The sequence below is a fragment of the Mesorhizobium sp. M0621 genome (genome assembly GCF_040320745.1).
Lineage (GTDB): Bacteria > Pseudomonadota > Alphaproteobacteria > Rhizobiales > Rhizobiaceae > Mesorhizobium.
Window position 1 is genome coordinate 13,880 of sequence record NZ_JAMYQF010000061.1, and the last position, 23,894, is coordinate 37,773.

Below are 23,894 nucleotides of genomic sequence, written 5' to 3' on the forward strand. Positions count from 1 at the left end.
GAGCGCTCCGGGTTCGTCGTCTACCGGAAGATGTTTTGAGACCGTCTCCGCAAATCGGCGGACGTCTGGACGGGCGCATATAAGCCCAAACGAAAACGGGGCCCCGAAAAGAGCCCCGCTCGTATTCAAAAAAGTCGGTTCACCCCTTCGGGGCGGGCACGGGCTCAGGCTTGACCTTCTGGGTTTCCTGCGCCGTGTTGGACTCGATCGGCGGCAGGCCCTTCATCAGCTTCTGCTGCAAGGTGGCCAGCACATCGGGATCCGGCTTCAGGTCGCGGGCCTGGTTCCACTGGAACGTGGCTTCCAGCTTGCGGCCGACGCGCCAGTAGGCGTCGCCAAGGTGGTCGTTCAGAACCGGATCTTCCGGCTTCAGCGACACGGCGCGTTCCATTTCGCGCACCGCATCGTCGAACCTGCCGAGGCGGAAATAGGCCCAACCCAGCGAATCGACGATGTAACCGTCGCTCGGCCTGAGGTCGACGGCCTTCTGGATCATCGCCAGGCCTTCCTTGAGGTTCATGTTCATGTCGACCCAGGAATAGCCGAGATAGTTCAATACCTGCGGCTGGTCGGGGAACAGCTCCAGCGCCTTGCGGAAGTTCGGCTCGGCCTTCGGCCATTCCTTCAACCGCTCATAGGCGATGCCGCGCTGGTAGAAGATGTTCCAGTTGGCCGCGGTCGGCGTCTTCAGCGCCTCGACGGCCTTGTCGTAGAGATTGGCGGCCGAGCGGAAATCCTCCTTCGAGGAATACACGCCGCCGAGCGCCAGATAGGCGCGCATGTCGTCGGGGTGGGCGTCGACGAAGGCCTTCAGATGGGTGATCGCCTCCTCATGACGGTCGAGATCGGCAAGGTTGAGGCCGAGCTGCAGGTCCGAAAGCTCCTTCAGCGGCGAAGTCGCGGGGATCCGCCGATAGAGCGCGATGGCGCCCTCGCCGTCCTTCAACTGCTCGGACACGGCAGCGAGCTGCACCAGCGCCGCATCGCTGTCGGGCTTCAGCGCCAGAGCATATTGCAGATAGAGACGGACGAACGGCTCGCCGCCGCCGCGGTTGAGCGCGGTGGCGAGATCGAGCAGAATCTCGGAGGCACCGTCGGACGGACCGGCAACGAAGGGCGCAATCTTGTCGCCCTTGGCGATCCTGTCGCGCAAGGCGACGATTTCCAGCTTGCCGGGCGAAAACGCCTCAGCCTGATCGAGCACCGACATCGCCTTGGTCTTGTCGCCCTTGCGGGCGAGGAACGACGCGTAGGCCTGGGCGTTGCGCATCCAGGTTTCGGGAGCGGCACCGCCGGCGGCCGTATCCTGCATGGTCGCGGCGTAGATCGCCTCGGCCTTTTCGGGCATACCGGACGCATCGGCGATCAGGGCACGGTGGAACGACTTGAACAGGCCGAACCAATCCGGCCCCTGCAGCTTGTCGATGGAAGCCATTGCGTCACTGGGTTCGCCGGCACCTTGTTGGGCCCAGCCGGACATGACCCCGGAGATCAGCCGGTCAAGATCGGATTCCAGCGACAGCTTGAGCCAGTACTGCGCCTTGGTGAAATCCTTCTTGTGGAAGGAATCGACAGCCAGTGCCAGGCGCGAGAAGCGCTCGACATCCGGAACTTCCTTGAGCTTGTCGGCATAGACCAGGGATTCGTCGAAGCGACCTTGCGCGATCAGCGACAGCATCAGGCTCTGCTGCAGGCCGGTGTCGCTCGGGTCGAAGGCCAAAGCCTGCTTGTAGTAGGCGATGGCGCTGTCGAGGTCGTTGTCGCCTTCGGCGATCCGGGCTGCCAGATAGGCGCCCGAGAACGACGTGATCTTGACCGGTTCGGTGGTTTGCTTGGCATAGGCCGGCAGAGCCGAGATCGCTATGCCTGCCACAATTGCCAGCCTTGTCAGCCAGCGCGCACGTCCTTGCCGCATTGTATCCCTTTCAGCCAGGCGCCATCTCCGAGTCAGCGGATCGGCGTAGACTCGATCTTCCTGATAAAGCATGGCCTTTTTGGGGTCGCGCTTCAATCCGCCTCGAATTCACAATCCGGGCACCCGATTAACAAACCATGGCGACAGGCACCAGTTTTCCGATCTTGAATTTCGGCCGTGCCCTGCGCGAAGCCGAATATATCACAGATTCGACCGCTGGGCTCGGCGCCAATATCAGCGCGTGCCCTGCGAGCCAGACCGCTGCACCAGCGTGTCGCTATATCCGCCGACCGCAATCGTGCCGCACAGCTCATTCCATCCGCAGCCGCCGCAAGCCTTGCGCACGCGCCCAGCCGAAAACGCCTGCCGCATCCGGGCCAGCATCGAGGCATCGAGATCGAGGCTGGCGCCGATCCGGATTGGGCGCGCCAGCAAATCCTCCAAATCCTGTGCCGCGAGCCGGTCCCGCTCGACGACACTCTCGTTGAGACAATGCGGCTCCGCCTCGTCGAGCAACGGGCCGCAGACATCGTCGGGGCCGGAAACGAGGAGGACGTCCTCGCCCCGGCTCAGGCGCTCCGCGACGCGATCGTAGTTGGCGATGAAGGCGGGACTGTATCCCTTGCCCACATAGGTGAGCAGGCAAAGGAGGTGATGGGCGCGCAGCCTGATCGTCACGGATTGGCCGGCTTAGCCCTGCCAGGAAGGGCCATGAGTATCGCGGCACCCAGCGCCGACTTGAGCAAGCCGCCGACCAGGAAAGGCAGAAATCCGAACGTGATGGCCTGTTCGACGCCGATCATGACGGCGAGCCACATGGTGCCGAGAACCAGGCAAGCAAGGTTGCCGAGCAGCATGGCGGCGAAGGCAAGCATCACCCTGTTGCCGTTCCAGCCGCGTTCGGCGAGCCAGCCAACCAGCGCGCCGGTGACCGGAAATGCGAAGAGGTAGCCACCGGTCGGCCCGACGAAATGCTGTACGCCGGCGGCGCCGCCGGCCAGCACCGGGAAACCGACCGCGCCCTCGACCAGCCAGGCAGCGATGGTGATGGCGCCAAGCCGCCAGCCATAGAGCGCGCCGATCAGTGTCACGGCGAAGGTCTGCATGGTCACCGGAACCGGAACCATCGGCACTTCGATGTAGGACGAGAGCGCCAGGAACAGCGTGCCGAGCACGACGGCTCCAACCTGCCAGGCAAGGGAGCGGCCTTGAAGCCGAAGCGGACTGAACGACGGCTTGCTGGACGAGAATGCTACGTCTGTCATTGGGATTCCTTCGATCGATTGTAAATTATAGATAATTTCTGTTTTCGATCTATTATCGAATCCACAATTCCCGCGGGATAGCAAGCCTTCGCTGTGCAAAGGCCGCCTAAAGCGTCGCAACTGAGTTCAGGCGACCCGCTTCAGGTCTCTGCTTGCATGCATGTCGTTCCCCAAAACCAAGGTCGCTTTGGGCGACAATGCATCAGCCGACGATGGCAAAGGCTTCGCGCGTCGTCCCGGAAGCCGTCCTGACTGGCTTGCGGCCAATCCATTGAACATGCCGCCCCAGCGTCACGGCTGCCGATTCGGTGCTTCCCTGCCGCAAGGCGGTGAGTATCGCGCGATGATCCTGGTCGGTGCGTGCCTCCCATTCCGATCGCCAAGCCGCAAACAGGAAGCGGGCACTCGCCGCGTGCAGGTCGTCGATGGTGGCGAGCAGGCGCGGCATGCCGCATGGCGTCAGGATCAGCCGGTGGAAGGCGCGGTTGGCTTCTTCCCACGACCTGACATCGCGGGACTTGTCGCCGGCCTTGGTCGCCTCCTCGGCGAGATCGAGAATGGCCGATGTCAGGTGCGGCGCGGCGTGGCGCAGCGCCAGCACTTCGAGTGCGGCGCGCATTTCGGCGACCTCCTTGACCTCGCCCAGGTCGAAAGCGGCGACACGCACGCCGCGGCGCGGCTCGCCGACGGCCAGCCCTTGCGCTTCGAGCCGGCGGAAGGCTTCGCGAACGGGAACATGGCTGGTCTGGAATTCCTCGGCGATATGATCCTGCCGAAGCCTGGCTCCCGGCTCGATCGCGCCGGAGATGATGCGGTCCGCCAGCACCTTGCTGATGCGCACCGCGATGGTGTCGTCTGTGCCCTTTGCCATGTTTTATAGATAATTTGCGGCGAGGCATGTTGTCGAGACGGCGGGACCGAATTCGCAAACTTCCTCATCACCGCGAGCCAGAGGAAGCGCCGCTAAAGTCCAGCCTTCAGTTCACCCGGCTGATGCAGAAATCGATGACGTCGATCAGCGCCGATTTCTGCGGCGTCGCTTCCAGCGGCGCCAGCGCGTCGCGGGCGATCTCGCCGAAATGGCTGGCGCGCCCGATCGTGTCTGCGATGGCGCCGTGGCGGGTCATCAGGCCGTTCGCTTTTTCCAGGCCGGCGTCATCAGCGACATTGTCCTCGATGGCGCGCTTCCAGAAGGTCCGCTCGGCCTTGGTGCCGCGCCGGTAGGCGAGGATGACCGGCAAGGTCACCTTGCCTTCGCGGAAATCGTCGCCGACATTCTTGCCCAGATCCTTGCTGGTGCCGCCATAGTCCAGCGCGTCGTCGATCAGCTGGAATGCAAGGCCGAGATTCATGCCATAGGAGCGCAGCGCCGCACGGTCGTTGCGCGTCGCCTGGGCAATGACCGGACCGACTTCGGCAGCCGCCGAAAACAACGCCGCGGTCTTGGCCTTGATGACGGCGAAATGCTCGTCCTCGGTGGTTTCGAGGTTCTTGGCGGCGGCAAGCTGCATCACCTCGCCCTCGGCGATGATGGAGGCCGCGCTCGACAGGATGTCGAGCGCTTCGAGCGATCCGACATCGACCATCATGCGGAAGGCCTGGCCGAGAAGGAAATCGCCGACCAGCACGCTCGCCTGGTTGCCCCAGATCATGCGTGCGGTCTTCTTGCCGCGGCGCATGCCGCTTTCGTCGACGACATCGTCGTGGAGAAGCGTCGCCGTGTGCATGAATTCGACCGCAGTCGCGAGCTTGACGTGGCCATCGCCGGTATAGCCGAACATCTGCGCGGCCGCGAGCGTCAGCATCGGCCGCAGCCGTTTGCCGCCGGACGAGATCAGATGGTTGGCAACCTCCGGGATCATCTCGACATCGGAGCCGGCCTTGGACAGGATCAATTCGTTGACGCGCCCCATATCGGCCGCAGTCAGATCTATCAGATCCTTGATGGAGGCGGGCTCCCGCTTCCCATTTTCTATGTTGAGAACGACACCCACGACAATCACTCCCGTCTTGGTATAACGCGTGCGACGGCACCCTTGGTCCTTGCATGGACTCTAGGGCGGCGGACACAGCCACGGCAAGAGGCGAATTGGCGCGGCGGCGATGACAGAATGTCAACCGACGCCAAAAGGGGTTCTGCTTTGCCACGGAAATCCGCCTGCCCGTTTACATCAGCGCTGCAAACTGAGAGTTTCGCCCGATGATAGAGCTCATTCGCACCAACGACGCCGTCATCATCTCCTTTGTCGAATCGCTGATGCGCGATGCCGGCATCGGCTGCTTCGTCGCCGACCAGAACATGAGCGTGCTCGACGGCTCGCTCGGCATCCTGCCGCGGCGGGTCATGGTCGACGCCGACCAGGCCGACGCGGCACGGCGCATCCTGACGGATGCCGGTATCGCCAACGAGATTCGCGGGAAATAATGTCCGCCGCGCCGGCCACCCTTGTCCCGGACACGCCGGCCCATACGGTCGATGCTTTCCATCGCGGCCGGTTCTGGCTCGTGCAGCCCAAGCAAGGCGGCCATCGCGCCGGCATGGATGCGATGATGCTCGCGGCGTCCGTGCCATCCGCCTTTGGCGGGCGTCTCGCCGATTTCGGTGCCGGAGCCGGGGCTGCCGGCCTTGCGGTACTGTCGCGCTGCCCGGGCGCCGAGGCGGTGCTTGTCGAACGCGCGCCGGAAATGGCGGCCTTCGCCGCGGCAACCCTTGCCCATCCCGGCAATGCGCATCTCAGCGATCGCGCCTCGGTTCTGGTCGCCGATGTCACGGTGTCGGGCCGGGCGCGGGCTGTCAGCGGCCTCGCCGATAACGACTTCGACTTCGTCATCATGAACCCGCCTTTCAACGCCGCACGGGACCGCGCCACGCCCGATCGCCTGCGAAAGGAAGCCCATGTCATGGAGGACGGGCTGTTCGAGAGCTGGATCAGAAGTGCCGCCGCGGTGGTCAGGCCGCGCGGCGGGCTTGCCGTGATCGCGCGGCCCGAACAGCTCGGCTCCATTCTCGATGCGATCGCAGGCCGCTTCGGTGATGCCGAGATGCTTGGCGTCCACCCTCGCCCAGATGCGGCGGCGATCCGCATCGTCGTCAGGGCAGCGCTCGGGGCACGGGGAAAGCTTGCCATTCGCCCTCCTCTGATGCTGCACGCGCAATCAGGCCAAGGCCCCGATGAGCGCAGCGAAATGATCACCAACGGCCTCGCATCGTTATTCGGAGATTGAGCTATTCCTGGCCCCCACATTGCCGTTGGCCGGAGAATTCCTACATGCCTGCAACCCATCGACCGGAGACCGCGCCCTCGTGAAACGCCTTATCAACCGCCTGCTGCCGAAATCCTGGCGCTCCACTGTCGTCACCATTCCGGTTATCCGGCTGCACGGCACCATCATGGCCGGAGGCGGCCCGTTCCGGCCGAGCCTGTCGCTGGCCTCCACCGCCGGCCTCATCGAGAAGGCGTTTTCCTACGACGCGCCGGCGGTCGCCATTTCGATCAATTCGCCCGGCGGCTCGCCGGTGCAGTCGCGGCTGATCTTCAAGCGCATCCGTGACCTGGCAACGGAAAAGAACAAAAAGGTGCTGGTCTTCGTCGAGGACGTCGCGGCATCGGGCGGCTACATGATCGCGGTCGCCGGCGACGAGATTTTCGCCGATCCGTCCTCGATCGTCGGTTCGATCGGCGTGGTCTCGGCCTCGTTCGGCTTCCCGGAGCTGATGAAGAAGATCGGTGTCGAGCGCCGTGTCCATACCGCCGGCCAGAACAAGGCGGTGCTCGATCCGTTCAAGCCGGAGAAGAAGGAAGACGTCGAACGCCTGAAGGCGTTACAGCTCGAGGTGCACGGCACGTTCATCGAACTCGTCAAGGAGCGGCGCGGCATGAAACTGAAAGACGATCCGGACCTGTTCACCGGCCTGTTCTGGACGGGCATAAAGGGCCTTGAACTCGGCCTCGTCGATGCGCTCGGCGACATGCGGACGGTGCTGAAGACCCGTTTCGGGGAGAAGACCCAGCTCAGGCTGATCACGGCACCGCGCGGTTTCCTCGGCCGCTTCGGCCTGTTCGGCTCGAGAATGGGCTTTTCGGCGCCCGATATCGCAGCCGCGGCCGCGAGCGGCGTGATCGATGCGGCGGAAGAGCGCGCATTGTGGGCACGCTTCGGTCTTTGAAAAATCGGCGAAACCGTCTAGCATGAGCGCTTGAAGTCTCATGCATGTCAATTTCCCAAAGCAGGATCCATTTTTGGGCGACATGCATCAACCGACCCGACCGGCCGCCTTCGCCGGCACAGCGTGGGAGGAGTTTTGGCATGCCGCAGATCATTTTCTTCACCGTCGTTGGCATCGCCGCCTATTTCGGCTACCGCACATTCATCCGCGAAGCCGAACGCGTGACCGCCAAGGTGCGGCGCACCGAAAAGCAGGCGGCTAACGGCACGATGGGCACGCTGGTCAAGGATCCGAAGACCGGCGAATACCGGCTGGCCAAGGACTGAGCATCATTTCACATGTGACTGACGCGGTGGACACCGATATCGGGTTGCGTACCTGGCATGCGCACGCCAAGATCAATCTGGCGCTGCATGTCACCGGCAGGCGCCCTGACGGCTATCATCTGATCGAGAGCCTGGCGGTGTTCACGCGTTTTGGCGACAGGGTCGAAATCGCGCTCGCCGACAGTGATGATTTTACCGTGTCCGGTCGCTACGCGCCGGCGGTTCCTCTCGACGACGGCAATCTGGTGCTCAGGGCGCGCGATGCCCTGCGACAGGCGGTCGGCCAAAACAGAACCCCGCCCGTCTCAATAAAGCTCGAAAAGAACCTGCCGGTTGCTTCCGGCGTCGGCGGTGGCTCGAGCGACGCGGCAGCCGTGCTGCGCGGGCTGGTGGAGACATGGGGCCTGGACATCGATGGCACCGAGCTGGCGCGGATCGGCCTCTCGCTTGGCGCCGATGTGCCGATGTGCCTGGCGGCAAAGCCGCTGGTCGCGCGCGGCATTGGCGACGAACTGTCGATGGTGCCGGATTTCTCGGCGCTGGGGCTGGTGCTGGTCAATCCGGGCACACCGGTCTCGACGGCCGACGTCTTCGCAGCACTCGCCCATCGCGACAATGAACCACTGCCGCCGCTGCCGCGCGGCATCGACTTCCACAGCCTGCGCAACTGGCTGGAGATCACCCGCAACGATCTCGAGCCAGCAGCGCAGGCGATGCAGCCCGCCATCGGCAGGGCGCTTTCTTGGCTTAACAAGGCTGGATCGGGTTTTTCACGCATGTCCGGATCCGGCGCGACCTGCTTCGGCCTGTTCGAGACCGGCAATGTCGCCAAGCGCGCCGCCGCCGAGATCCGCGGCCGCCAGCCCGACTGGTTCGTCGCGGCGACGCGCAGCATCGCATCGGAGGGCGCTGATGGCCAGAATTGACGAAAGCCGCTCCTTCATTCCGGTGCGCATCGCGGTGCTGACCGTTTCCGACACGCGCAGCCTTGGAGACGACAAATCCGGCCAGACGCTGGTCGACCGCATCACCGAGGCCGGTCATATCCTGGCTGCCCGCGACATCGTCACCGACGACCGCGAAAAAATCCGCGACACGGTTCTGGCGTGGTCGCGGGACAAGGATATCGATGTCGTCATCACCACCGGCGGCACCGGCTTCACCGGGCGCGACGTGACGCCGGAAGCGCTGGAGCCGATCTTCGAAAAGCGCATGGACGGCTTTTCGGAAGTGTTCCACCGCATCTCCTACGACAAGATCGGCACCTCGACGATCCAGAGCCGGGCGACTGGCGGCGTCGTCAACGCCACTTTCGTCTTCGTGCTGCCAGGCTCGCCAGGCGCCTGCAAGGACGCATGGGACGGCATCCTGAAGGCGCAGCTCGACTATCGGCACATGCCGTGCAACTTCGTCGAGATCATGCCGCGCCTGGACGAGCATCTGCGGCGCGGCAAATCGGCTTCGTAGAAACCGAGGCAAAGCGTCGGTTCCACACGGCGTTTGCCAGGCAAAACAGCACCGATGCCTTCGAAACACCATTCCAAACCGGACCTCGCAAAAGTACCTTGCTTGAAGGCGATCATCGCCATCACGACAGGGCGCATATGATGACCATGCATACCGGCGGATGCCATTGCGGCAACGTTCGCCTTGCATTTTCAACCGAACTCGACCCGTCGCAAATCGAAGTTCGCGCCTGCCAATGCTCGTTCTGTGTCAGACATGGTTCGCGCGCCGTTGCCGATCCGAATGGCCGACTGATCATCTCGGTCAAGGACGAGGCGCAATTGCGGAGATATCAGTTCGGGCTGAGGACGGCCGACTATTTGATCTGCCGGGAGTGCGGCGTCTATGTCGCCGCAAGCGCCGGAGATGACGATGCAAGGGCGATCGTCATCATCAACGCCCTGGACGACCGGGAGCGGTTCAATCAGGAGCCGGTCCGTGTCGACTTCGATGCCGAAAGCCGGGCGCAGCGCCAAGCCAGGCGCCGCGCTCGCTGGATGCCTGTCGAGATGAACTTCGGGTAGTTTCTTTTCAGCGGATGACCGGCTCGCCATGAAAGCGACGGCGCGACGGCGGCGATACGCCGAAGCCGACTTCCATCATCAGCCTCGGCGTGCGTGACGGTACGGTGCCCATGTGGAAGCCGAAGGGGTCCTCTACGAAGCCTAGTCCTGCTTCTCCAGTCAATGTCACCGGGCTCTGCTCACCATAGACATCCAGAACCTCTTGCGCGGGATGGCCGACCAGGAGTGTGAGTTGATGCTTGAGGCTGCGGCGCTTATGGCTGCCCTTGATGTAGACATGCGGGCCGGTGTCGGCATCGACGGGCTTGAGATAGAAGAAGAATTTCAGCATGCGCCAATCATCGAGGTCGAAATGATACTTGCCGAGCGAGGCGAGGTTCTTGTCGGCGTCCGAAGCGGCACCCGTCGGAAAGCTCCACCAGACACGCGTCGTGATCAGTTTTGCCTGACCGCCGAGATAGTGCGCGGCGATGTCCAGAAGCAGCGGGTCGCGCTGGATGGCGAGCGCCGCCTGACAATCGAGGATGCGCTCGAAAAAGTGCCCGCTGAGCAGCGAGCGGCCAAAGCGCTTCTCAGCTTCCGCATGTTCATCCGGCATGAATTCGAGACGGCGGTCGAAATTGCCGAAGCAAGGCGTGCGCTGGGCGAAATCGGCGATCTCCTCATGGATCGCCGGCGGCAGGACGAGGCCCGAAAACAGCCCGTCGGAGCGCAGCGCTTCGACCACCGCTCCCCGTTCAACACCGGCAAACATCGTATCCCCCGCATCGCCGACCGGTCGGGCGCGTTTTGCGCCCAGCCAATGCATGCGGCGTCCAGGCATGGTGCGCGCCAGCACGAACATCGGCAGCCAGGCAGGGTTTTCCCGCAGGTCCGTCAGATAGGTCGGAATGCGCACGGCGATGCGCCGCAACAGGCTGCCGTTGCGCGCAATGGCCTCTAGACTGGCCGTGCCGGATTTGTCGGGAGTTGGAAGGTTCATTGGGTCCTCGGCTATGAGAGGCGACACCGATGCCGCATCAGTGTTCATCACTCGGCATGACCCAAACCCAATTCACCCGCTTGGGCCGGAAGCTAACCTCGCGCCAGATTTTGTGCAATGCACAATGAACAGAGCAGGTGCAAAAAATCACCTCGGGGAGCGGCGTTCCCGTTTCGCCGGCGCCATCCAGATCTCGGCGTCGAGCCGCTTTGTCGCGAGGCCGCGGGCGATGGCCTCGGCGCTGCCGGCACTCTTGGCTGAGGCCGCGGCCTGACGCTTGCTGATCAGCAATCCGTCGGCCAAGGCGCGGTTTGCGGAAAAGACGCGCGCCAGGAACGGTATGCGGCTGCCGCGCGCCCGCGAAAACCGTGCCGCCATGGTTTGCCTGGCCGTATGGTCGACGACCGCGTCGATCCAGCCCTCCATCAATCGTGCGCCCGGCTCCAGGAGCAGCAGCCAGTCCCCCTTGGCTTGCCGGATCCCCGTGGCGATGCCGCCCGTCACGTAGTGACAGCCGGCATGCTCGGCCACACGATGCGTCTGGTCGGTAGAGCCCGTGTCACAGACGATGACGTCACGCACCACGCCCTCGACCGCGCCGCCAATCAGCGAGGCGAGCGTGCGGGTAAGCCCTTCCTCGTCATTGCAGGTTTCGATGAGAACACTGAGCATCGTTAGCCGATAGCGGAAAGCGCGGCATAGCGCCAGTTATCCAGCGAACCGTAAAAAGTTCTTGCTTTGTTCTCACCAACAAAATAGGAATAATTTCATGAACAGAGCGATTCGACACAACACGGACAGTCCCTGGGAGCGGGCGAAGATGGAACAGATCGTGCGCGCCGACATTGCAGCTTTCGGAGCTGGACGGGCCGAGATGGCCAATGCGATGATCGAGCAGAGTGGCGTGCGTGTCCGGCCGGACCGCAACCGCGGCAGATCGGCGGGCATCAATCCGTCCGGCCGGTTCGAGCCGGTCAGCCGGCATGTTTTCGACGATGGCTGGAATTCGCTGGAAGAACTGCCGCCCTTCAAGACCGAAGTGCAGGTCGAGAAGCCGCGCACCATCATCACCCGCAACGAATCGCCCGATATCTCCTTCGATCGTTCGATCAACCCTTATCGCGGTTGCGAGCATGGCTGTGTGTATTGCTTTGCCCGGCCGACACACTCGTTCATGGGCCTGTCGCCGGGTCTGGATTTCGAATCCAAGCTGTTCGCCAAGCCAGATGCGGCGCGCTTGCTCGACAAGGAGCTGTCGAAGGACGGCTACCAGCCGCGAACGATCGCCATCGGCACCAACACCGACCCCTACCAGCCGATCGAGAAGCAATACAGGATCATGCGCGAGATTCTCGAAGTGCTGGAAGCGCGCGGCCATCCGGTCGGCATCGTCACCAAGTCCGCTTTGGTGGTGCGCGACATCGATATCCTGTCGCGCATGGCTGAGCGGGGGCTGGCCAAGGTGGCGCTGTCGGTAACGACGCTCGATCGCATGCTGGCGCGCACCATGGAGCCGCGGGCTTCGACGCCGACCAAGCGGCTGGAGGCGATCCGGCAGCTTTCGGATGCCGGCATTCCGGCGTCGGTCATGGTGGCGCCGATCATTCCCGGGCTGACCGACCCGGAGATGGAACGCATCCTCGATTCGGCACGCGCCGCCGGCGCGCGCGAGGCGGGCTATGTCGTGCTGCGCCTGCCGCTGGAGGTCAGCCCGATCTTCAAGGATTGGCTGCTGCGCCACTATCCCGATCGCTACCGCCACGTGATGTCGCTGATCCGCTCGATGCGTGACGGCAAGGACTACGATTCGGAATGGGGCAAGCGCATGAAGGGTGCCGGTCCCTATGCCTGGCAGATCGGCCGGCGCTTCGAGATCACAGCCAAGCGGCTCGGCCTCAATGCCGAACGGCGCACATTGCGGACCGACCAGTTCGTTGCTGCTGCCAAAGACCAATTGCAGCTGACGCTGCTTTGAGAATGCAATTCACTGCGGCGGCTTGGTCTGCCGCGGCACAGGAATCCCGTCCGGCCTGCCCCGGCCTGCAGACGGTGCCCTCCCGGTCCGGCGCCCCACCAACCCGGAGGGACTTGCGGAGAATCGGAACCGATGCGAACCTCGCCGCAACATGGCTCGCGCGCGTTCTGATTCTCCGCCTCTCTTTGAGATCATCGAGAAGCCCGACTTCTCCTTCGAGACGAAGGCGATGGCCGACGGCCTGTGGCCAGTTGCGGGCATGGACGAGGCCGGCCGCGGTCCCTTGGCCGGACCGGTGGTGGCCGCTGCGGTAGTGCTCGATCCCGCCAACATTCCGGACGGACTGGACGATTCCAAACGCCTCACTCATTTGCAGCGTGAGGCCCTGTTCCTGAGCATTCTCGGCTCCGCGCAGGCGGTCTCAATGGCCTCGATCAGCGCTGAGGGCATCGATGGCAGCAACATCCTCAAGGCAAGCCTGGAGGCGATGCGCCGTGCCCTGATCGGGCTGTCGGTTCAACCGAAGCTCGCGCTCGCCGACGGGCGCGACGTGCCGCCGGGCCTGCCCTGCGCGGGGCGCGCGCTGATCAAGGGCGACCAGCGTTCGCAATCGATCGCCGCCGCCTCGATCGTCGCCAAGGTGATGCGCGACCGCATGATGTGCGGCTGCGGCAACCATCACGACCGCTATGGCTTCGAGTCCCATATGGGCTACGCCACGGTCCGCCATCGCACGGCGATCGAGGCCCATGGTCCCGTGGCACGGCTGCACCGCGTGTCGTTTGCGCCGTTCAGATTGGGCGGGGTGGAAGTGATTGAGGAAGAGAGCCTCGTCGGGCTCGATTGAGCCGAGCGGCAGCTGATCTCCCCCCTCGAGGGGGAGATGTCGCCGAAGGCGACAGAGGGGGTCGGCTCGACTGGGCACGACGCCATTCTTCAGCAAAGATGAGGTCAGCGCTTCACGCGCGGCGACCCCCTCTGGCCTGCCGGCCATCTCCCCCTCAAGGAGGGAGATTACGCGCTCGACCGCCTTCGCCAATCTGGTTTTCCACAGCAAAAAAGCCGCCAGGTTGCCCGGGCGGCTTTGATCGTATCGGGTCTGCGAAGGCCTAGTTCAGTTTCGACTTCACGTCCGCAAGCGAAGCCTTGAACAGGTCGGCACCCGCCTTGGCGTCGATCTTGCCGGCGAGCAGCGTGCGTGCTGCCTCGACGGCGATATCGACGGCGCTGGCGCGGACTTCGCTGATGGCGTCACGCTCGGCCTGGCCGATCTTCTGTTCGGCAAGCGCGGTGCGCCTGACGACATAGTCCTCGGTCTTCTTGTGCGCCTCGGCTGCAAGCATGTCGGCTTCGCGCTTGGCGGCAGCGACGATGGCCGCGGCCTCCTGCTCGGCTTCCTTGCGCTTGCGCTGGTACTGGCCGAGCAGCTGCTGGGCCTCCTCGCGCAGCCGGCGCGCTTCGTCCAGCTCATTGCTGATCCTGTCGGCGCGGGCGTCGAGCGCCTTGGCGATCATGCCAGGCACCTTGATGTAGACGGCAACGCCCAGGAAGATGATGAGGGCTATCGTAGCCCAGAGCGTCGCGAGAGATGTGTAATCCATGATGCGCTCCCTTACCGGGCGACGGATTTGACCGCGGCCGCGATCTCGGCCTTGCTGGCCTTGCCGCCGACCAGGGCCTCGACGATCGCCGAAGCGGTGTCCTCGGCGATGCTGCCGACTTCCTTCATGGCATTGGCCTTGATGGAAGAAATGCGGGCTTCGGCCTCGCCAAGCTTCGCGTCGAGCGCGGCCTCGACCTTCTTGCGTGCGGTCTCGGCCTCGACCTTGGCCGCATCGTTGGCCTGCTGGCCGATCGCGTTGGCCTTGGTCTTGGCTTCCGCCAGTTCCTGCTCGTAGGCAGCAACGGCGGCGTCGGCCTCGCCCTTCAACTTGGCTGCCTGATCGAGATCCTGCGTGATGCGATCGTTGCGGACATCGATGATGCCCCCGACGCGCGGCATCACAACCCGCTTCAGGAAGAGGTAGAACAGCCCGAAGGTGATTGCCAGCCACAGAAGCTGCGACGGGAACGTCGCCGGATCGAATGGCGGAAACGTACCATGCGCTTCGGCAGGCACGCTGGTGCCGGAATGCGTGTCGCCTTCCGTCGCGGCATGGCTGGTATCGGCTGATGGCGCGGACTCTTGCGCGAAGGCAGATGTCACGAACATGGACTATCCCCGAAATTCAGGCCCGCCGCTTGCGCGGCCGGCCTGTCCAATCTTCTCACGGCTTAGCCAAGGTGAGGCTCAGCCAAACAGGGCCAGAAGCGCGATGAGAAGCGAGAAGATGCCCAGAGCTTCGGTCACGGCGAAGCCGAAGATCAGACGGCCGAACTGGCCATCAGCAGCCGACGGATTGCGCAGAGCGCCCGCCAGGTAGCTGCCGAAGATGTTGCCGAGGCCAATGCCCGCGCCACCCATGCCCAGGCAAGCGATGCCGGCGCCGATGTACTTTGCTGCTTCTGCGTCCATTTGTTCAACTCCTTTGGATCTAAAAATTCCGTTGCGATTTCATCCGGCGCCAATGCTGGAAACTCTTGGGCCGGAAACTTTTGCTCAGTGCCCGGGATGCAGGGCGTCGTTGAGATACATGCAGGTCAACACGGCAAACACGTAGGCCTGCAGGAAGGCGACCAGCAGTTCCAGTGCCGTCAGCGCCACCGCCATTGCCAGCGGCAGGATCGAACCGGCGACGCCAACCGCGCCGAGCGCGCTCAGGCTGACGACGAACCCAGAGAACACCTTCAGCGTAATGTGGCCGGCGAGCATGTTGGCGAACAGACGAACCGAGAGGCTGACCGGGCGCGACACGAAGGAGATCACCTCGATCAGCACCACCAGCGGCAGCAGGAACACCGGCACGCCATGCGGCACGAACAGCTTCAGGAAACCGAAACCATGCTTCATGAAGCCGTAGACAACCACGGTTGCGATCACCAGCACGGCAAGGCCGAAGGTGACGATGATGTGGCTGGTGACGGTGAAGAAATACGGGAACAGGCCGAGCAGGTTGGCGACCAGCACGAACATGAACAGCGAGAACACAAGAGGGAAGAACTTCATGCCCTGCGTACCGGCGGCATCGCGCAACATGTTGCCGACGAACTCATAGGCCATCTCGGAGACCGACTGAAGGCGGCCGGGAACCAGGCTGCGGCTCGACGTCGTGAGAAACAGAAACGCCGCCGCCGCGACCACGGTCGCGACCATGAACAGCGCCGAATTGGTGAAAGACAGGTCGTAGCCGCCGATGTCGATCGGAATCAGCTTGTTGATATGGAACTGGTGGATCGGATCGACCTTGTCAGCTGCCACGTTCAAACCCCGTCAATGCCGCGTACGGCCTCGTTACCATTACCGCCATGAAGCGCGGTCATTTCTTGTCGTCTTGGTCACGGCGCGATTTATCGCCCTGTCCGAATTCTGCCACAACGCCCGCGGAACGCATCACATTGAGCACGCCGGCGCCAAAACCAAGCAGCAGAAACACGATCAGACCCCATGGCGATGTTCCCGCCAGACGGTCGATGATCCAGCCGATGCCGGCACCCACCACCACCCCGGCGATAAACTCGCTGGAGAGTTTGAGCGCCTGGCCATAACCGGCCACACTGCCCGCTTTCGCGTCGTCTTTCCCCTCGAGCCGGTCCGGCCGCCTTGTCGCGAGCGATGCTTCAAGGTCACGCCGGCGGCGCTCAAGATCGTCGTCGCGGATGTCGGGTTCATGCTGCTTGCCGCGGCCGGTTTCTCCGGTTCCGCCTGGCCCATTCTTGTCGGCCATCGCAACCCCCCTGCCCGGTCAGACCGTCACCGTCCGTCCGCTTTTAAAGTCGCCGGCAACATAGTTAGAGGGTTTGCGCCCGTCAAGCCACGGGCGGAAGTTCATTGCCATGTATTTTAGGCAGCAAAATCAATGGATTAGAAAGGTGCGACATCGTGCCCGCCGAGATGATGGGGATACGTTGCGCGAATCCCCCGGGCAATGGCTCTTCGATCGACTGCGCGCCGCGCCAAAGATCAACCGCTGTAGCGCGCTCAGCTCCAGCCGCCGCCATAGGTACGATAGAAGATATGCAGGCCGATCTTGGTCATCTTCTGCATCGTGCGTGCCCAGCCGGGATGGACATATTGGGCGTAGTAGTGGGTCGACGATCCGACCTCCGGGATGAAGATCTTGCCGGCGGTGACGGCCATGGCGATATCCTGGGCGGTCTTGTAGGCGACGGGACTGTCGATACGCTTCTTCCTGCCGTCGCAGGCGAAGGAGAACTGGCAACGGTTGAACCAGTTGTCGTTCTGGTAGACCACGCCGCAGATCGAATTCGGATAGGTCGGGTTGCGGACGCGATTGAGGATGACTTGGGCGACGGCGGCCTGACCACGTATGGATTCGCTTCTCGCCTCGAAATAGATGCCATTCGCCAGGCATGCCTGTTCCGGTTTGGAGAAGACACTGGCGGGCAGCGGGTTCTGGATCCACGAATGATCGCCCTTGGCCATCGGCGGAATGAAGCGGCCGTCGTTGGGCTGCTCGTCCTGAAGCAGGGCTTCGAAGGGCGACGCCTTGGCGTAGTCGGGCTCGGACTGCGCATAGGCGGTCGCCAGCACGTCCGGATGGTCGTTGTTGACCAGTGCGGCAAGCATTGCCGGCACGCCGGGATCCGGCTTCTTGTCCTCGCGCGCATGGAATGCCGCGGCGATCTGGATTTCCTTGCCTTTGATCTGCGGCTTGGCGAAAGCCATCTTCAGGCCGCTGTCCATGCTGGGCCGCAGCAAGGAGGAGGTGCGCTCGAAGATCGAGCCGGCATTGAAATTCTTCGGCGGTGCAACGGGAGACATCTGGACGATGCGGCCCTTCTTCTCGGCGCGCACGACGCGATCCTCATCGGGCGTCGCGCTTACCTTGCCGCCCTTGCCGCGAAACGACACGCTGCCAACACCTGCCAGGTGGACACCCGATCCAGAGATGGAGCCGGTGACATCGGAATCGACAAAGGGCATCTCGGCCGCATGGGTCGAGCCGGCAATGGATTTCTCGACATAAGAATTCCAGCGAGTATTCGACGCTTCGAGACCGGAAACGAGGCTCGTCATGTCCTGGTAGGCGGCGACGGTCGGAAAGCCGATCCAGATGCCGAGACCGATGACCAATGGGGACAGAAAGCCACGCCTCTCACCGGCGGCGGCAGCAAGCCGCTTCAACACACGTCGATGCACGGAACTCTCTCCAGGAACGCTACTGACCCCACTGGAGAGCAAAATGATGCATTAACCTTGATGGGACGTTAACAGGTTCGATCGGGTTTTCCCGGTCGGTCCGAGGTCGTGGTTCCGAAGTCGGGCGGTTTTGCGGCCGAAGTCAGGCCGGCCGCAGGAAGATCGGCCAGGCGATCAGCGCGCAAATGGCGGCAGATAGCCAGACTCCGGACCATGACCAGAGGTGCAAGAGCCCCGGAATGGCCACCGGCACCAGGAAGAAGCCTATGAAAACGAAGCTGTTGGCAAGGCTGAGCGCGGTTCCGACATGGCCGGCACCTGCAAGCGTGGCAAGCTCGGTATAGGCGACGCCGTGCCAGGCGGAGACCGAGACTCCTGCGACAATAAGGACAACGGGAAGGACCGCCATCGAGAAGAACTGGCCGCCTGGTATGGCGGGACTGGCCAGAACCAGCAGCCAAAGCACCCCAAAGGCAAGCGCGCTGAGCGCACTGCAAAAGCGAAGGAACTGGCGGCGGTTGCCGTGGCGGTCGGTGAAGCGGCCGCTCCAGATGCGCATGACCATGGCGCCGATCTGCACGGCGGCGAGACTCGCACTGATCGCTGCCGTTCCCAGACCGACGAAGTCGTGCAGGAACACGGAGGCGAAGGTGAGCACAGCCACTTGCGGAAAGCAGAGTAGGCCGATGGCTGTGGCGATACGCCAGACCTCGATGTTACGCAGCGGCGCCGGTCCGGCGATCGCCGCAGCGAGATGGCCCTCGCCCGCCTTCGGCGGCTCGTGCAGCCAGCGCCACGCAAACAGGGCAGAGAGGGCAGATGCAGCCGCCAAGGCCCCGAACACCGCGGCAAAGCTGAAAGCCAGGGCAAGCGAGGGCAGAACGAGCGCACCAAGGCCGCCGCCAAGCGGCACCGCCGTCTGCCTGATGCTCATGGCAAAGCCGCGCTCGTTTTCCCGAAACCAGCCCATGATGGCGCGGCCGCTCGAACCGTTGACGCTGCCGCCGAGCAGTCCTGTGATGAGCAGGCTCGCGCAGAGTAGCGTGACGCCGGGAACACCGGTCCTTGTCGGCACAACCAGCATAGCCATGACCAGGAGCCACACAGCCGTGGCGCCAAGCCCGATCAGAAGCACGCGGCGATCGCCCCAGCGGTCGGTGAGCAGGCCCCATGGCAGTTCGCTGAGCGCGACCCCCAGCCCGAGAAGGCCGAGTGCCAGGCCGAGTTCGGCATTGCTTAGGTGATAGCCCTGACGAAGCACGACCGCCGTTGCCGGTATGCCGGCGAAAGTGGCCGAGAAGCTGGCATTGGCGGCAACGCCGAGGCCGAGAACCTTCCAGCGATGGCTGGGCTTGAATGCCCTCGCGGCGGAGCCGGTATCTTCCAGGAGCTCCTGCGGCTGTCGGTCGGTGCAATTGACAATGGCGGACATGATTTCATTCCCGTGCTGGGCCAGTGGTGGCCTTGACGGTCTGTCTCTAGCGCCATATTTTCATCCTTAAAATCAGGAACTTTTAAACTTACCATCCTGAAAAGCAGGACTAAAAATATGCGACGCGTGACATTCGACCTCGACGTCCTCCGCAGTTTCGTCACCGGCATGGAGCTGGGCAGCTTCGCCAAGGCGGCCGATCGGCTTGGCCGGTCGACGTCGGCGGTCAGCGCGCAATTGAAAAAACTGGAAGAACAGGCGGCGACGCCGATCTTCCGCAAGTCGGGGCGCGGCCTCGCCTTGACCGAGGCGGGCGAGACCATGCTCGGCTATGCGCGCCGGCTGATCGAGCTCAATGACGAAGCGGCATCCGCCATCCACGACGTCGAGCTGGAAGGCTGGGTAAGGCTTGGCCTGCAGGAGGATTTCGGCGAGGCAGTGTTGCCTGACGTGCTCGGCCGCTTTGCCCGCGCCCACCCCAAGGTCAAGATCGAAGCCAGGATCGCGCGCAGCCACGACCTTGTTGAACGGATCCTGTCAGGCAGTCTCGATATCGCGCTCGCCTGGCACAGTGGCGAGACGCTGCCCTACAGTGAACACGTCGCCGATGTGCCGATGCGTTGGATCGGCCCGGCAAAGCGCATCGAGACCAGCCTGCGCGACAGTGAGCCACTGCCCCTGGTGGCGCTCGAAGCGCCATGCCTTTTGCGCACGGTTGCAACCGAAACGCTCGACCGCGCCGGCCTGCCTTGGCGGATGGCCTTTTCCAGCCCGAGCCTTGGCGGCATCTGGGCAGCGGTTGCGGCGGGGCTGGGGCTGACGATCCGCACCGACATCGGCCTGCCGGCCAGCGTCAGCGCGATGACGCCGGAGATCGCCGGATTGCCGGCGCTGCCCAAGATGGCGCTGTTCCTGCATCGCAAGGATGCCGACGCCGAGCCGGTGGTGGCCCGCCTTGCCGATATATTGCTGGATGCAGCGCGGCAGGCGCTGCCCGAAAATGCGCGGGCCAACGACAACGGTTTGCGCAACGTGGCGTGATCACCAGACGGGCGCCGACGCTCAACTGCGTTTCTTGGCCCTGCCAGCGAATGGGTTGTCCGACGTTCGCAACGCGATTCGGATCGGCACGCCGGGAATGTCGAAGGCTTCGCGCAGGCTGTTGGAGAGATAGCGGACATAGGACTGCGGCATCGCATCGGGCCGCGAGCACTGGACGACGAAACCCGGCGGCCGGGTCTTGGCCTGAGTGACATATTTGATCTTCAACCGGCGTCCTGCGACCGCAGGCGGCGGATGATGCGCCAGGATGCTTTCCAGCCAGCGGTTGAGCTTGCCGGTCGAGACGCGGCTGTTCCACACCTTGTGGGTCCTGATGACGGCATCCATCAGCTTGTCGAGACCGCGGCCGGTCTCGGCCGATACGGGTACGGCCTGGAGGCCGCGCGCCTGGGGAAGAAGCCGCTCCGTCTTTTCGCGCAGTTCCGCCAGAAGCTCCTGGGGATGGTCGATCAGATCCCATTTGTTGAAGGCGATCACCGGCGCGCGACCTTCGCGGATGATCAGGTCGGCGATCTGCAGATCCTGTTTCTCGAAGGGAATGGTGGCGTCGAGCACGATGATGACGATCTCGGCGAAGCGGATGGCGCGCAGGCCGTCCTGCACCGACATCACTTCCAGCTTCTCGTGGATCCTGGCCTTGCGGCGCATGCCGGCCGTGTCGAACAGTTTCAGGCGGCGGCCATGCCAATCCCAGTCGACGGAGATGGAATCACGGGTGATGCCGGCTTCCGGTCCGGTGAGCAGCCGTTCTTCGCCGATCAGCGCGTTGATCAATGTCGACTTGCCGGCATTGGGACGACCAACGACGGCGATGCGCATCGGCTTGGTATCGTCATAGCTGTGCTCGGCATCCGGATCGGCGATATCCTCGCCGATCAGAACCTCGCCGGCAGCGACTTCTTCGTCTTCGCCGTCCTCATCTTCGCCGAAAGCACGCGCTTCGCCGAGCGCTCCGATCACGGCATCGCGCAAATCGGGCATGCCCTGGCCATGCTCGGCCGAAACCGGGATCGGTTCGCCAAGGCCGAGTTCCCAGGCCTCCAACATGCCGCCCTGGGCGCCCTTCGCCTCGGCCTTGTTGGCGACCAGCACCACCGGCTTGCCGGACTTGCGCACGATCTCGGCGAAGGTCCTGTCGTCAGGCAACAGGCCGGACTTGGCATCGATGGTGAAGAAGATCAGGTCGGCCTCGCGGATGGCAATCTCGGTCTGCGCGCGCATGCGGCCCGGCAAGGTCGAGGCGCCCGCATCCTCGAAGCCGGCGGTGTCGATGACATCGAAATGCAGGTCGTAGAGCTTGGCGGCATGGACGCGACGGTCGCGGGTGACGCCCGGCGTGTCGTCGACAAGCGCCAGCTTCCTTCCCACCAGCCGATTGAAAAGAGTCGATTTGCCGACGTTAGGTCTGCCGATGATGGCGACTTTGAAGGTCACGACGCACTGCCCGACCCGCGGATCAGCTCGGACATCAACGTTGCGCGCTCGCGGGTGTTGCGCGGGGCGCCGTCATCTGCGGCGATCTGGTCGAACAGCTTTAGCGCATCCTGGGCCTTGCCTTCCTTCCAGGCGGAAAGGCCGAGCGCCTCGCGCGCCGTGTGGCGAAGCGTGTTGGTGTCGGCTGTGAGCGCCTCGACACGGCTGGAGACGTCGGCGAAGGAGCCATGGTCGACAAGCAAGAGTGCTGCCCGCAGGCGCGCCATGTCGCGAATGCCCTGGGGGATGGCGGTGTCGGCGGCGACCTCGTCGAAATCCTTGATGGCGGCGGGGACGTCGCCCTTGTTCGCCTTGACGGTCGCGCCGCGCATGCGGGCAAGCAATGGATAGGCGCCGTAGCCATCCTTCTCCAGTTGATCGAGCGCGGTCAGCGCTTCGTCGTTCTTGCCGTCATTGGCCAGCTTCAGCGCCTGCGAGAACGCATCGCCGGAGCGGTTGGCACGCGTCTCGTCCCAATAGCGATAGCCGACGAAGGCGGCGGTGCCGAGCACCACGAGGATCGCGAGGACAAGCAAGGCGGGACCGAAGCGGTCCCAAAGCGCCTGCGCCTGGTCGCGACGCATCTCGTCGTTGACTTCACGGATAAAACTGTCGTCGGACATCGATCAAAACCATTCCTGCCCGGTCGGGCCTTTGTCAGCCCGCGTTTTAGCGAAATTTTGTCGGCATGGAAGGGGTTCAACCGGAAAATCGCCCATTCCCTAGGGCAAACGGATGTTTGCCCCGGGCAAGCAGCCGAAAAGGCCAATCGCACCCGCGCCACATTTCGGGGATAGCCGGCTTCTAGACGTCCCCCAGAGTGCAGCTCAAAAGAGTGCAACTCAGAAGAGTGCAGATCAGATTGCCGATGTACCGTCCGTTCCGTGTTGTTGCGTTTTCCCTCGCTGCGCTTGCCACTGCCGGTGGGGCTTTGGCCGATCCGCCCGCGCCAACAACGCCGGCAAAGCCCAAGCAGGTCGTCATCATCTCGTTCGACAGCGCCCGCGACATTTCGCAGTGGAAGCGCAGCCGGGCACTGGCGCAGCGCACCGGCGCGCACTTCACCTATTTTCTCTCCTGCGTCTTCCTGCTGTCGCCGGAGACGCGCAAGGAATACACGGCACCCGGCAAAAGCGCCGGCAAATCCAACATCGGCTTTGCCGCGTCGAAGCAGGAAGTCACCGAGCGGCTCGAGCAGATCGGGCTTGCCGCGCAGGAAGGCCACGATATCGCCAGTCATGGCTGCGGCCATTTCGACGGCAAGGACTGGAGCAAGACGGACTGGCTGAAAGAGTTCAGTTCGTTGGAGCACATTCTCGAGAACGCCTATGCGATCAACGGCATTGCGCCCGAACCCGAGCGCTGGCGCGACTTCGCGCGGCATGCGGTGGTCGGCTTTCGCGCGCCGTATCTGTCGGCGAACAAAGCCCTATACGAGGCGCTGCCGGCGGCCGGCTATCAGTTCGACGCGAGCGCCGTCTCGCAGGGCCCTGCCCGGCCGGTGGTCGGCAACGGCATCATGCACTTTTCGCTGCCGCAGATTCCAGAGGGACCGACGTCACGGCCCGTCATCGCCATGGACTACAATCTCTATGTCAGGCATTCCGGCGGCTTCGAGCGGCCAAGCATGACGGACGAGTTCGCGAACCGCACCTATGACGCCTTCCGCGCCGCCTTCGACAAGCAGTATGCGGGCAAGCGCATTCCGCTGGAGCTCGGCTTCCATTTCGCGCTGATGAATGACGGCGCCTATTGGAGCGCGCTGGAGCGCTTTGCCGGCGAAGTCTGCGTCAAGGCCGATGTGGAATGCATCAGTTTTCGCGACTATGTCTCGCGCCAGGATGCTACCCAGAAGCAGGATTCGGTTGGCGGCTGAGCCGCCAACCCGATTCGGTTTCCAACCTCGGCTTTTAGCCCGGATATCTCACACAGTTGAAGTGCATCGGGGCTCCGAATCAAGGAAAATGCTTCTGCGACAAAGACTTACCTTGAGCAGAGGTATTCCC

27 protein-coding genes are annotated in these 23,894 nt (G+C 63.4%); 11 read left to right on the forward strand and 16 right to left on the reverse strand.

Annotated elements, in window-relative coordinates; genetic code table 11:
* Positions 1-139: 139 nt before the first annotated feature.
* The 5 genes from NKI38_RS28590 to NKI38_RS28610 form a co-directional block, all read right to left on the reverse strand.
* Positions 140-1,915, reverse strand: a complete 1,776-nt coding sequence (locus tag NKI38_RS28590; RefSeq protein ID WP_352663594.1) for a tetratricopeptide repeat protein — start codon at positions 1,913-1,915, stop codon at positions 140-142.
* Positions 1,916-2,149: 234 nt separating this feature from the next.
* Positions 2,150-2,593: a DUF1284 domain-containing protein gene (locus NKI38_RS28595; RefSeq protein ID WP_352663596.1), complete on the reverse strand. Its 444-nt coding sequence runs from the start codon at positions 2,591-2,593 to the stop codon at positions 2,150-2,152.
* Positions 2,590-3,180 carry a biotin transporter BioY gene (locus NKI38_RS28600; protein WP_352663598.1) on the reverse strand — a complete coding sequence of 197 codons (591 nt, stop codon included), beginning with the start codon at positions 3,178-3,180 and terminating at the stop codon, positions 2,590-2,592. The genes NKI38_RS28595 and NKI38_RS28600 overlap by 4 nt, the downstream gene beginning before the upstream one ends.
* Before the next feature lie 202 nt (positions 3,181-3,382).
* Positions 3,383-4,051: a GntR family transcriptional regulator gene (locus tag NKI38_RS28605; protein ID WP_352626503.1), complete on the reverse strand. Its 669-nt coding sequence runs from the start codon at positions 4,049-4,051 to the stop codon at positions 3,383-3,385.
* A gap of 106 nt (positions 4,052-4,157) precedes the next feature.
* Positions 4,158-5,174 carry a polyprenyl synthetase family protein gene (locus tag NKI38_RS28610; protein WP_352663600.1) on the reverse strand — a complete coding sequence of 339 codons (1,017 nt, stop codon included), beginning with the start codon at positions 5,172-5,174 and terminating at the stop codon, positions 4,158-4,160.
* Between the two features lie 206 nt (positions 5,175-5,380).
* Here NKI38_RS28610 and NKI38_RS28615 point away from each other — a divergent pair, with 206 nt between their 5' ends.
* The 7 genes from NKI38_RS28615 to NKI38_RS28645 all read left to right on the forward strand — a co-directional run bounded on the left by NKI38_RS28615 (position 5,381) and on the right by NKI38_RS28645 (position 9,704).
* Positions 5,381-5,605 carry a putative signal transducing protein gene (locus NKI38_RS28615; protein WP_015318845.1) on the forward strand — a complete coding sequence of 75 codons (225 nt, stop codon included), beginning with the start codon at positions 5,381-5,383 and terminating at the stop codon, positions 5,603-5,605.
* Complete coding sequence (locus NKI38_RS28620) at positions 5,605-6,405, forward strand: tRNA1(Val) (adenine(37)-N6)-methyltransferase (RefSeq protein WP_352663602.1); 801 nt, start codon at positions 5,605-5,607, stop codon at positions 6,403-6,405. Before NKI38_RS28615 ends, NKI38_RS28620 begins: the two co-directional genes overlap by 1 nt.
* Before the next feature lie 79 nt (positions 6,406-6,484).
* A complete protein-coding gene (locus tag NKI38_RS28625; RefSeq protein WP_352663604.1) occupies positions 6,485-7,348 on the forward strand; it encodes a S49 family peptidase in 864 nt (287 codons plus the stop codon).
* 140 nt (positions 7,349-7,488) lie between these two features.
* A complete protein-coding gene (locus NKI38_RS28630) occupies positions 7,489-7,674 on the forward strand; it encodes a hypothetical protein (RefSeq protein WP_352663606.1) in 186 nt (61 codons plus the stop codon).
* Between the two features lie 26 nt (positions 7,675-7,700).
* Complete coding sequence (locus NKI38_RS28635) at positions 7,701-8,600, forward strand: 4-(cytidine 5'-diphospho)-2-C-methyl-D-erythritol kinase (RefSeq protein WP_352663638.1); 900 nt, start codon at positions 7,701-7,703, stop codon at positions 8,598-8,600.
* Positions 8,587-9,141, forward strand: coding sequence for a molybdenum cofactor biosynthesis protein B (gene moaB / locus NKI38_RS28640; protein WP_352663608.1), 555 nt, complete (start codon positions 8,587-8,589; stop codon positions 9,139-9,141). Before NKI38_RS28635 ends, moaB begins: the two co-directional genes overlap by 14 nt.
* Positions 9,142-9,278: 137 nt before the next feature.
* A complete protein-coding gene (locus tag NKI38_RS28645) occupies positions 9,279-9,704 on the forward strand; it encodes a GFA family protein (RefSeq protein WP_352663610.1) in 426 nt (141 codons plus the stop codon).
* Positions 9,705-9,711: 7 nt separating this feature from the next.
* On the opposite strand, the gene NKI38_RS28650 is transcribed toward NKI38_RS28645, so the two are convergent.
* Positions 9,712-10,686, reverse strand: coding sequence for a phytanoyl-CoA dioxygenase family protein (locus tag NKI38_RS28650; RefSeq protein ID WP_352663612.1), 975 nt, complete (start codon positions 10,684-10,686; stop codon positions 9,712-9,714).
* A gap of 147 nt (positions 10,687-10,833) precedes the next feature.
* Complete coding sequence (locus NKI38_RS28655) at positions 10,834-11,358, reverse strand: glycosyltransferase (protein WP_352663614.1); 525 nt, start codon at positions 11,356-11,358, stop codon at positions 10,834-10,836.
* 148 nt (positions 11,359-11,506) lie between these two features.
* On the opposite strand from NKI38_RS28655, the gene NKI38_RS28660 reads away from it, so the two are divergent.
* Together NKI38_RS28660 and rnhB are read left to right on the forward strand one after the other, a co-directional pair.
* Entirely contained in the window at positions 11,507-12,661 is a 1,155-nt protein-coding gene (locus NKI38_RS28660) for a PA0069 family radical SAM protein (RefSeq protein WP_352627286.1), read from the forward strand.
* Between the two features lie 151 nt (positions 12,662-12,812).
* Complete coding sequence (rnhB, locus tag NKI38_RS28665) at positions 12,813-13,508, forward strand: ribonuclease HII (RefSeq protein WP_352663616.1); 696 nt, start codon at positions 12,813-12,815, stop codon at positions 13,506-13,508.
* 262 nt (positions 13,509-13,770) lie between these two features.
* Here the strand turns inward: rnhB and NKI38_RS28670 are convergent, their stop codons facing one another.
* From NKI38_RS28670 to NKI38_RS28700, 7 genes are all read right to left on the reverse strand, one after another.
* Positions 13,771-14,262, reverse strand: a complete 492-nt coding sequence (locus NKI38_RS28670; RefSeq protein WP_352626486.1) for a F0F1 ATP synthase subunit B — start codon at positions 14,260-14,262, stop codon at positions 13,771-13,773.
* 11 nt (positions 14,263-14,273) lie between these two features.
* The gene (locus NKI38_RS28675) at positions 14,274-14,873 is read right to left on the reverse strand and encodes a F0F1 ATP synthase subunit B (protein ID WP_352663618.1); all 600 of its coding nucleotides are present in this window, start codon (positions 14,871-14,873) and stop codon (positions 14,274-14,276) included.
* A 78-nt stretch (positions 14,874-14,951) separates the two neighbouring features.
* Positions 14,952-15,176: a F0F1 ATP synthase subunit C gene (locus NKI38_RS28680; protein WP_006206606.1), complete on the reverse strand. Its 225-nt coding sequence runs from the start codon at positions 15,174-15,176 to the stop codon at positions 14,952-14,954.
* A gap of 84 nt (positions 15,177-15,260) precedes the next feature.
* Positions 15,261-16,019 (reverse strand): F0F1 ATP synthase subunit A, encoded by a 759-nt coding sequence (locus NKI38_RS28685; RefSeq protein ID WP_352663620.1) that lies wholly within the window; start codon positions 16,017-16,019, stop codon positions 15,261-15,263.
* Between the two features lie 58 nt (positions 16,020-16,077).
* The gene (locus NKI38_RS28690; protein WP_352626482.1) at positions 16,078-16,485 is read right to left on the reverse strand and encodes an AtpZ/AtpI family protein; all 408 of its coding nucleotides are present in this window, start codon (positions 16,483-16,485) and stop codon (positions 16,078-16,080) included.
* A 254-nt stretch (positions 16,486-16,739) separates the two neighbouring features.
* Positions 16,740-17,921, reverse strand: a complete 1,182-nt coding sequence (locus tag NKI38_RS28695; RefSeq protein ID WP_352663622.1) for a cell wall hydrolase — start codon at positions 17,919-17,921, stop codon at positions 16,740-16,742.
* Between the two features lie 142 nt (positions 17,922-18,063).
* Positions 18,064-19,353 carry an MFS transporter gene (locus NKI38_RS28700; protein ID WP_352663624.1) on the reverse strand — a complete coding sequence of 430 codons (1,290 nt, stop codon included), beginning with the start codon at positions 19,351-19,353 and terminating at the stop codon, positions 18,064-18,066.
* Between the two features lie 117 nt (positions 19,354-19,470).
* Between NKI38_RS28700 and NKI38_RS28705 the strand changes: the two genes are divergently transcribed.
* Positions 19,471-20,394, forward strand: coding sequence for a LysR substrate-binding domain-containing protein (locus NKI38_RS28705; protein WP_352663626.1), 924 nt, complete (start codon positions 19,471-19,473; stop codon positions 20,392-20,394).
* A 21-nt stretch (positions 20,395-20,415) separates the two neighbouring features.
* Here NKI38_RS28705 and der read toward each other — a convergent pair whose 3' ends face one another.
* Together der and NKI38_RS28715 are read right to left on the reverse strand one after the other, a co-directional pair.
* On the reverse strand, positions 20,416-21,849 hold the full coding sequence (gene der, locus NKI38_RS28710) for a ribosome biogenesis GTPase Der (protein ID WP_352663628.1): 1,434 nt from the start codon (positions 21,847-21,849) through the stop codon (positions 20,416-20,418).
* Positions 21,846-22,511 carry a tetratricopeptide repeat protein gene (locus tag NKI38_RS28715; RefSeq protein WP_352663630.1) on the reverse strand — a complete coding sequence of 222 codons (666 nt, stop codon included), beginning with the start codon at positions 22,509-22,511 and terminating at the stop codon, positions 21,846-21,848. The genes der and NKI38_RS28715 overlap by 4 nt, the downstream gene beginning before the upstream one ends.
* A 245-nt stretch (positions 22,512-22,756) precedes the next feature.
* Between NKI38_RS28715 and NKI38_RS28720 the strand changes: the two genes are divergently transcribed.
* Positions 22,757-23,764, forward strand: a complete 1,008-nt coding sequence (locus NKI38_RS28720; protein WP_352663632.1) for a polysaccharide deacetylase family protein — start codon at positions 22,757-22,759, stop codon at positions 23,762-23,764.
* Positions 23,765-23,894 lie beyond the last annotated feature (130 nt).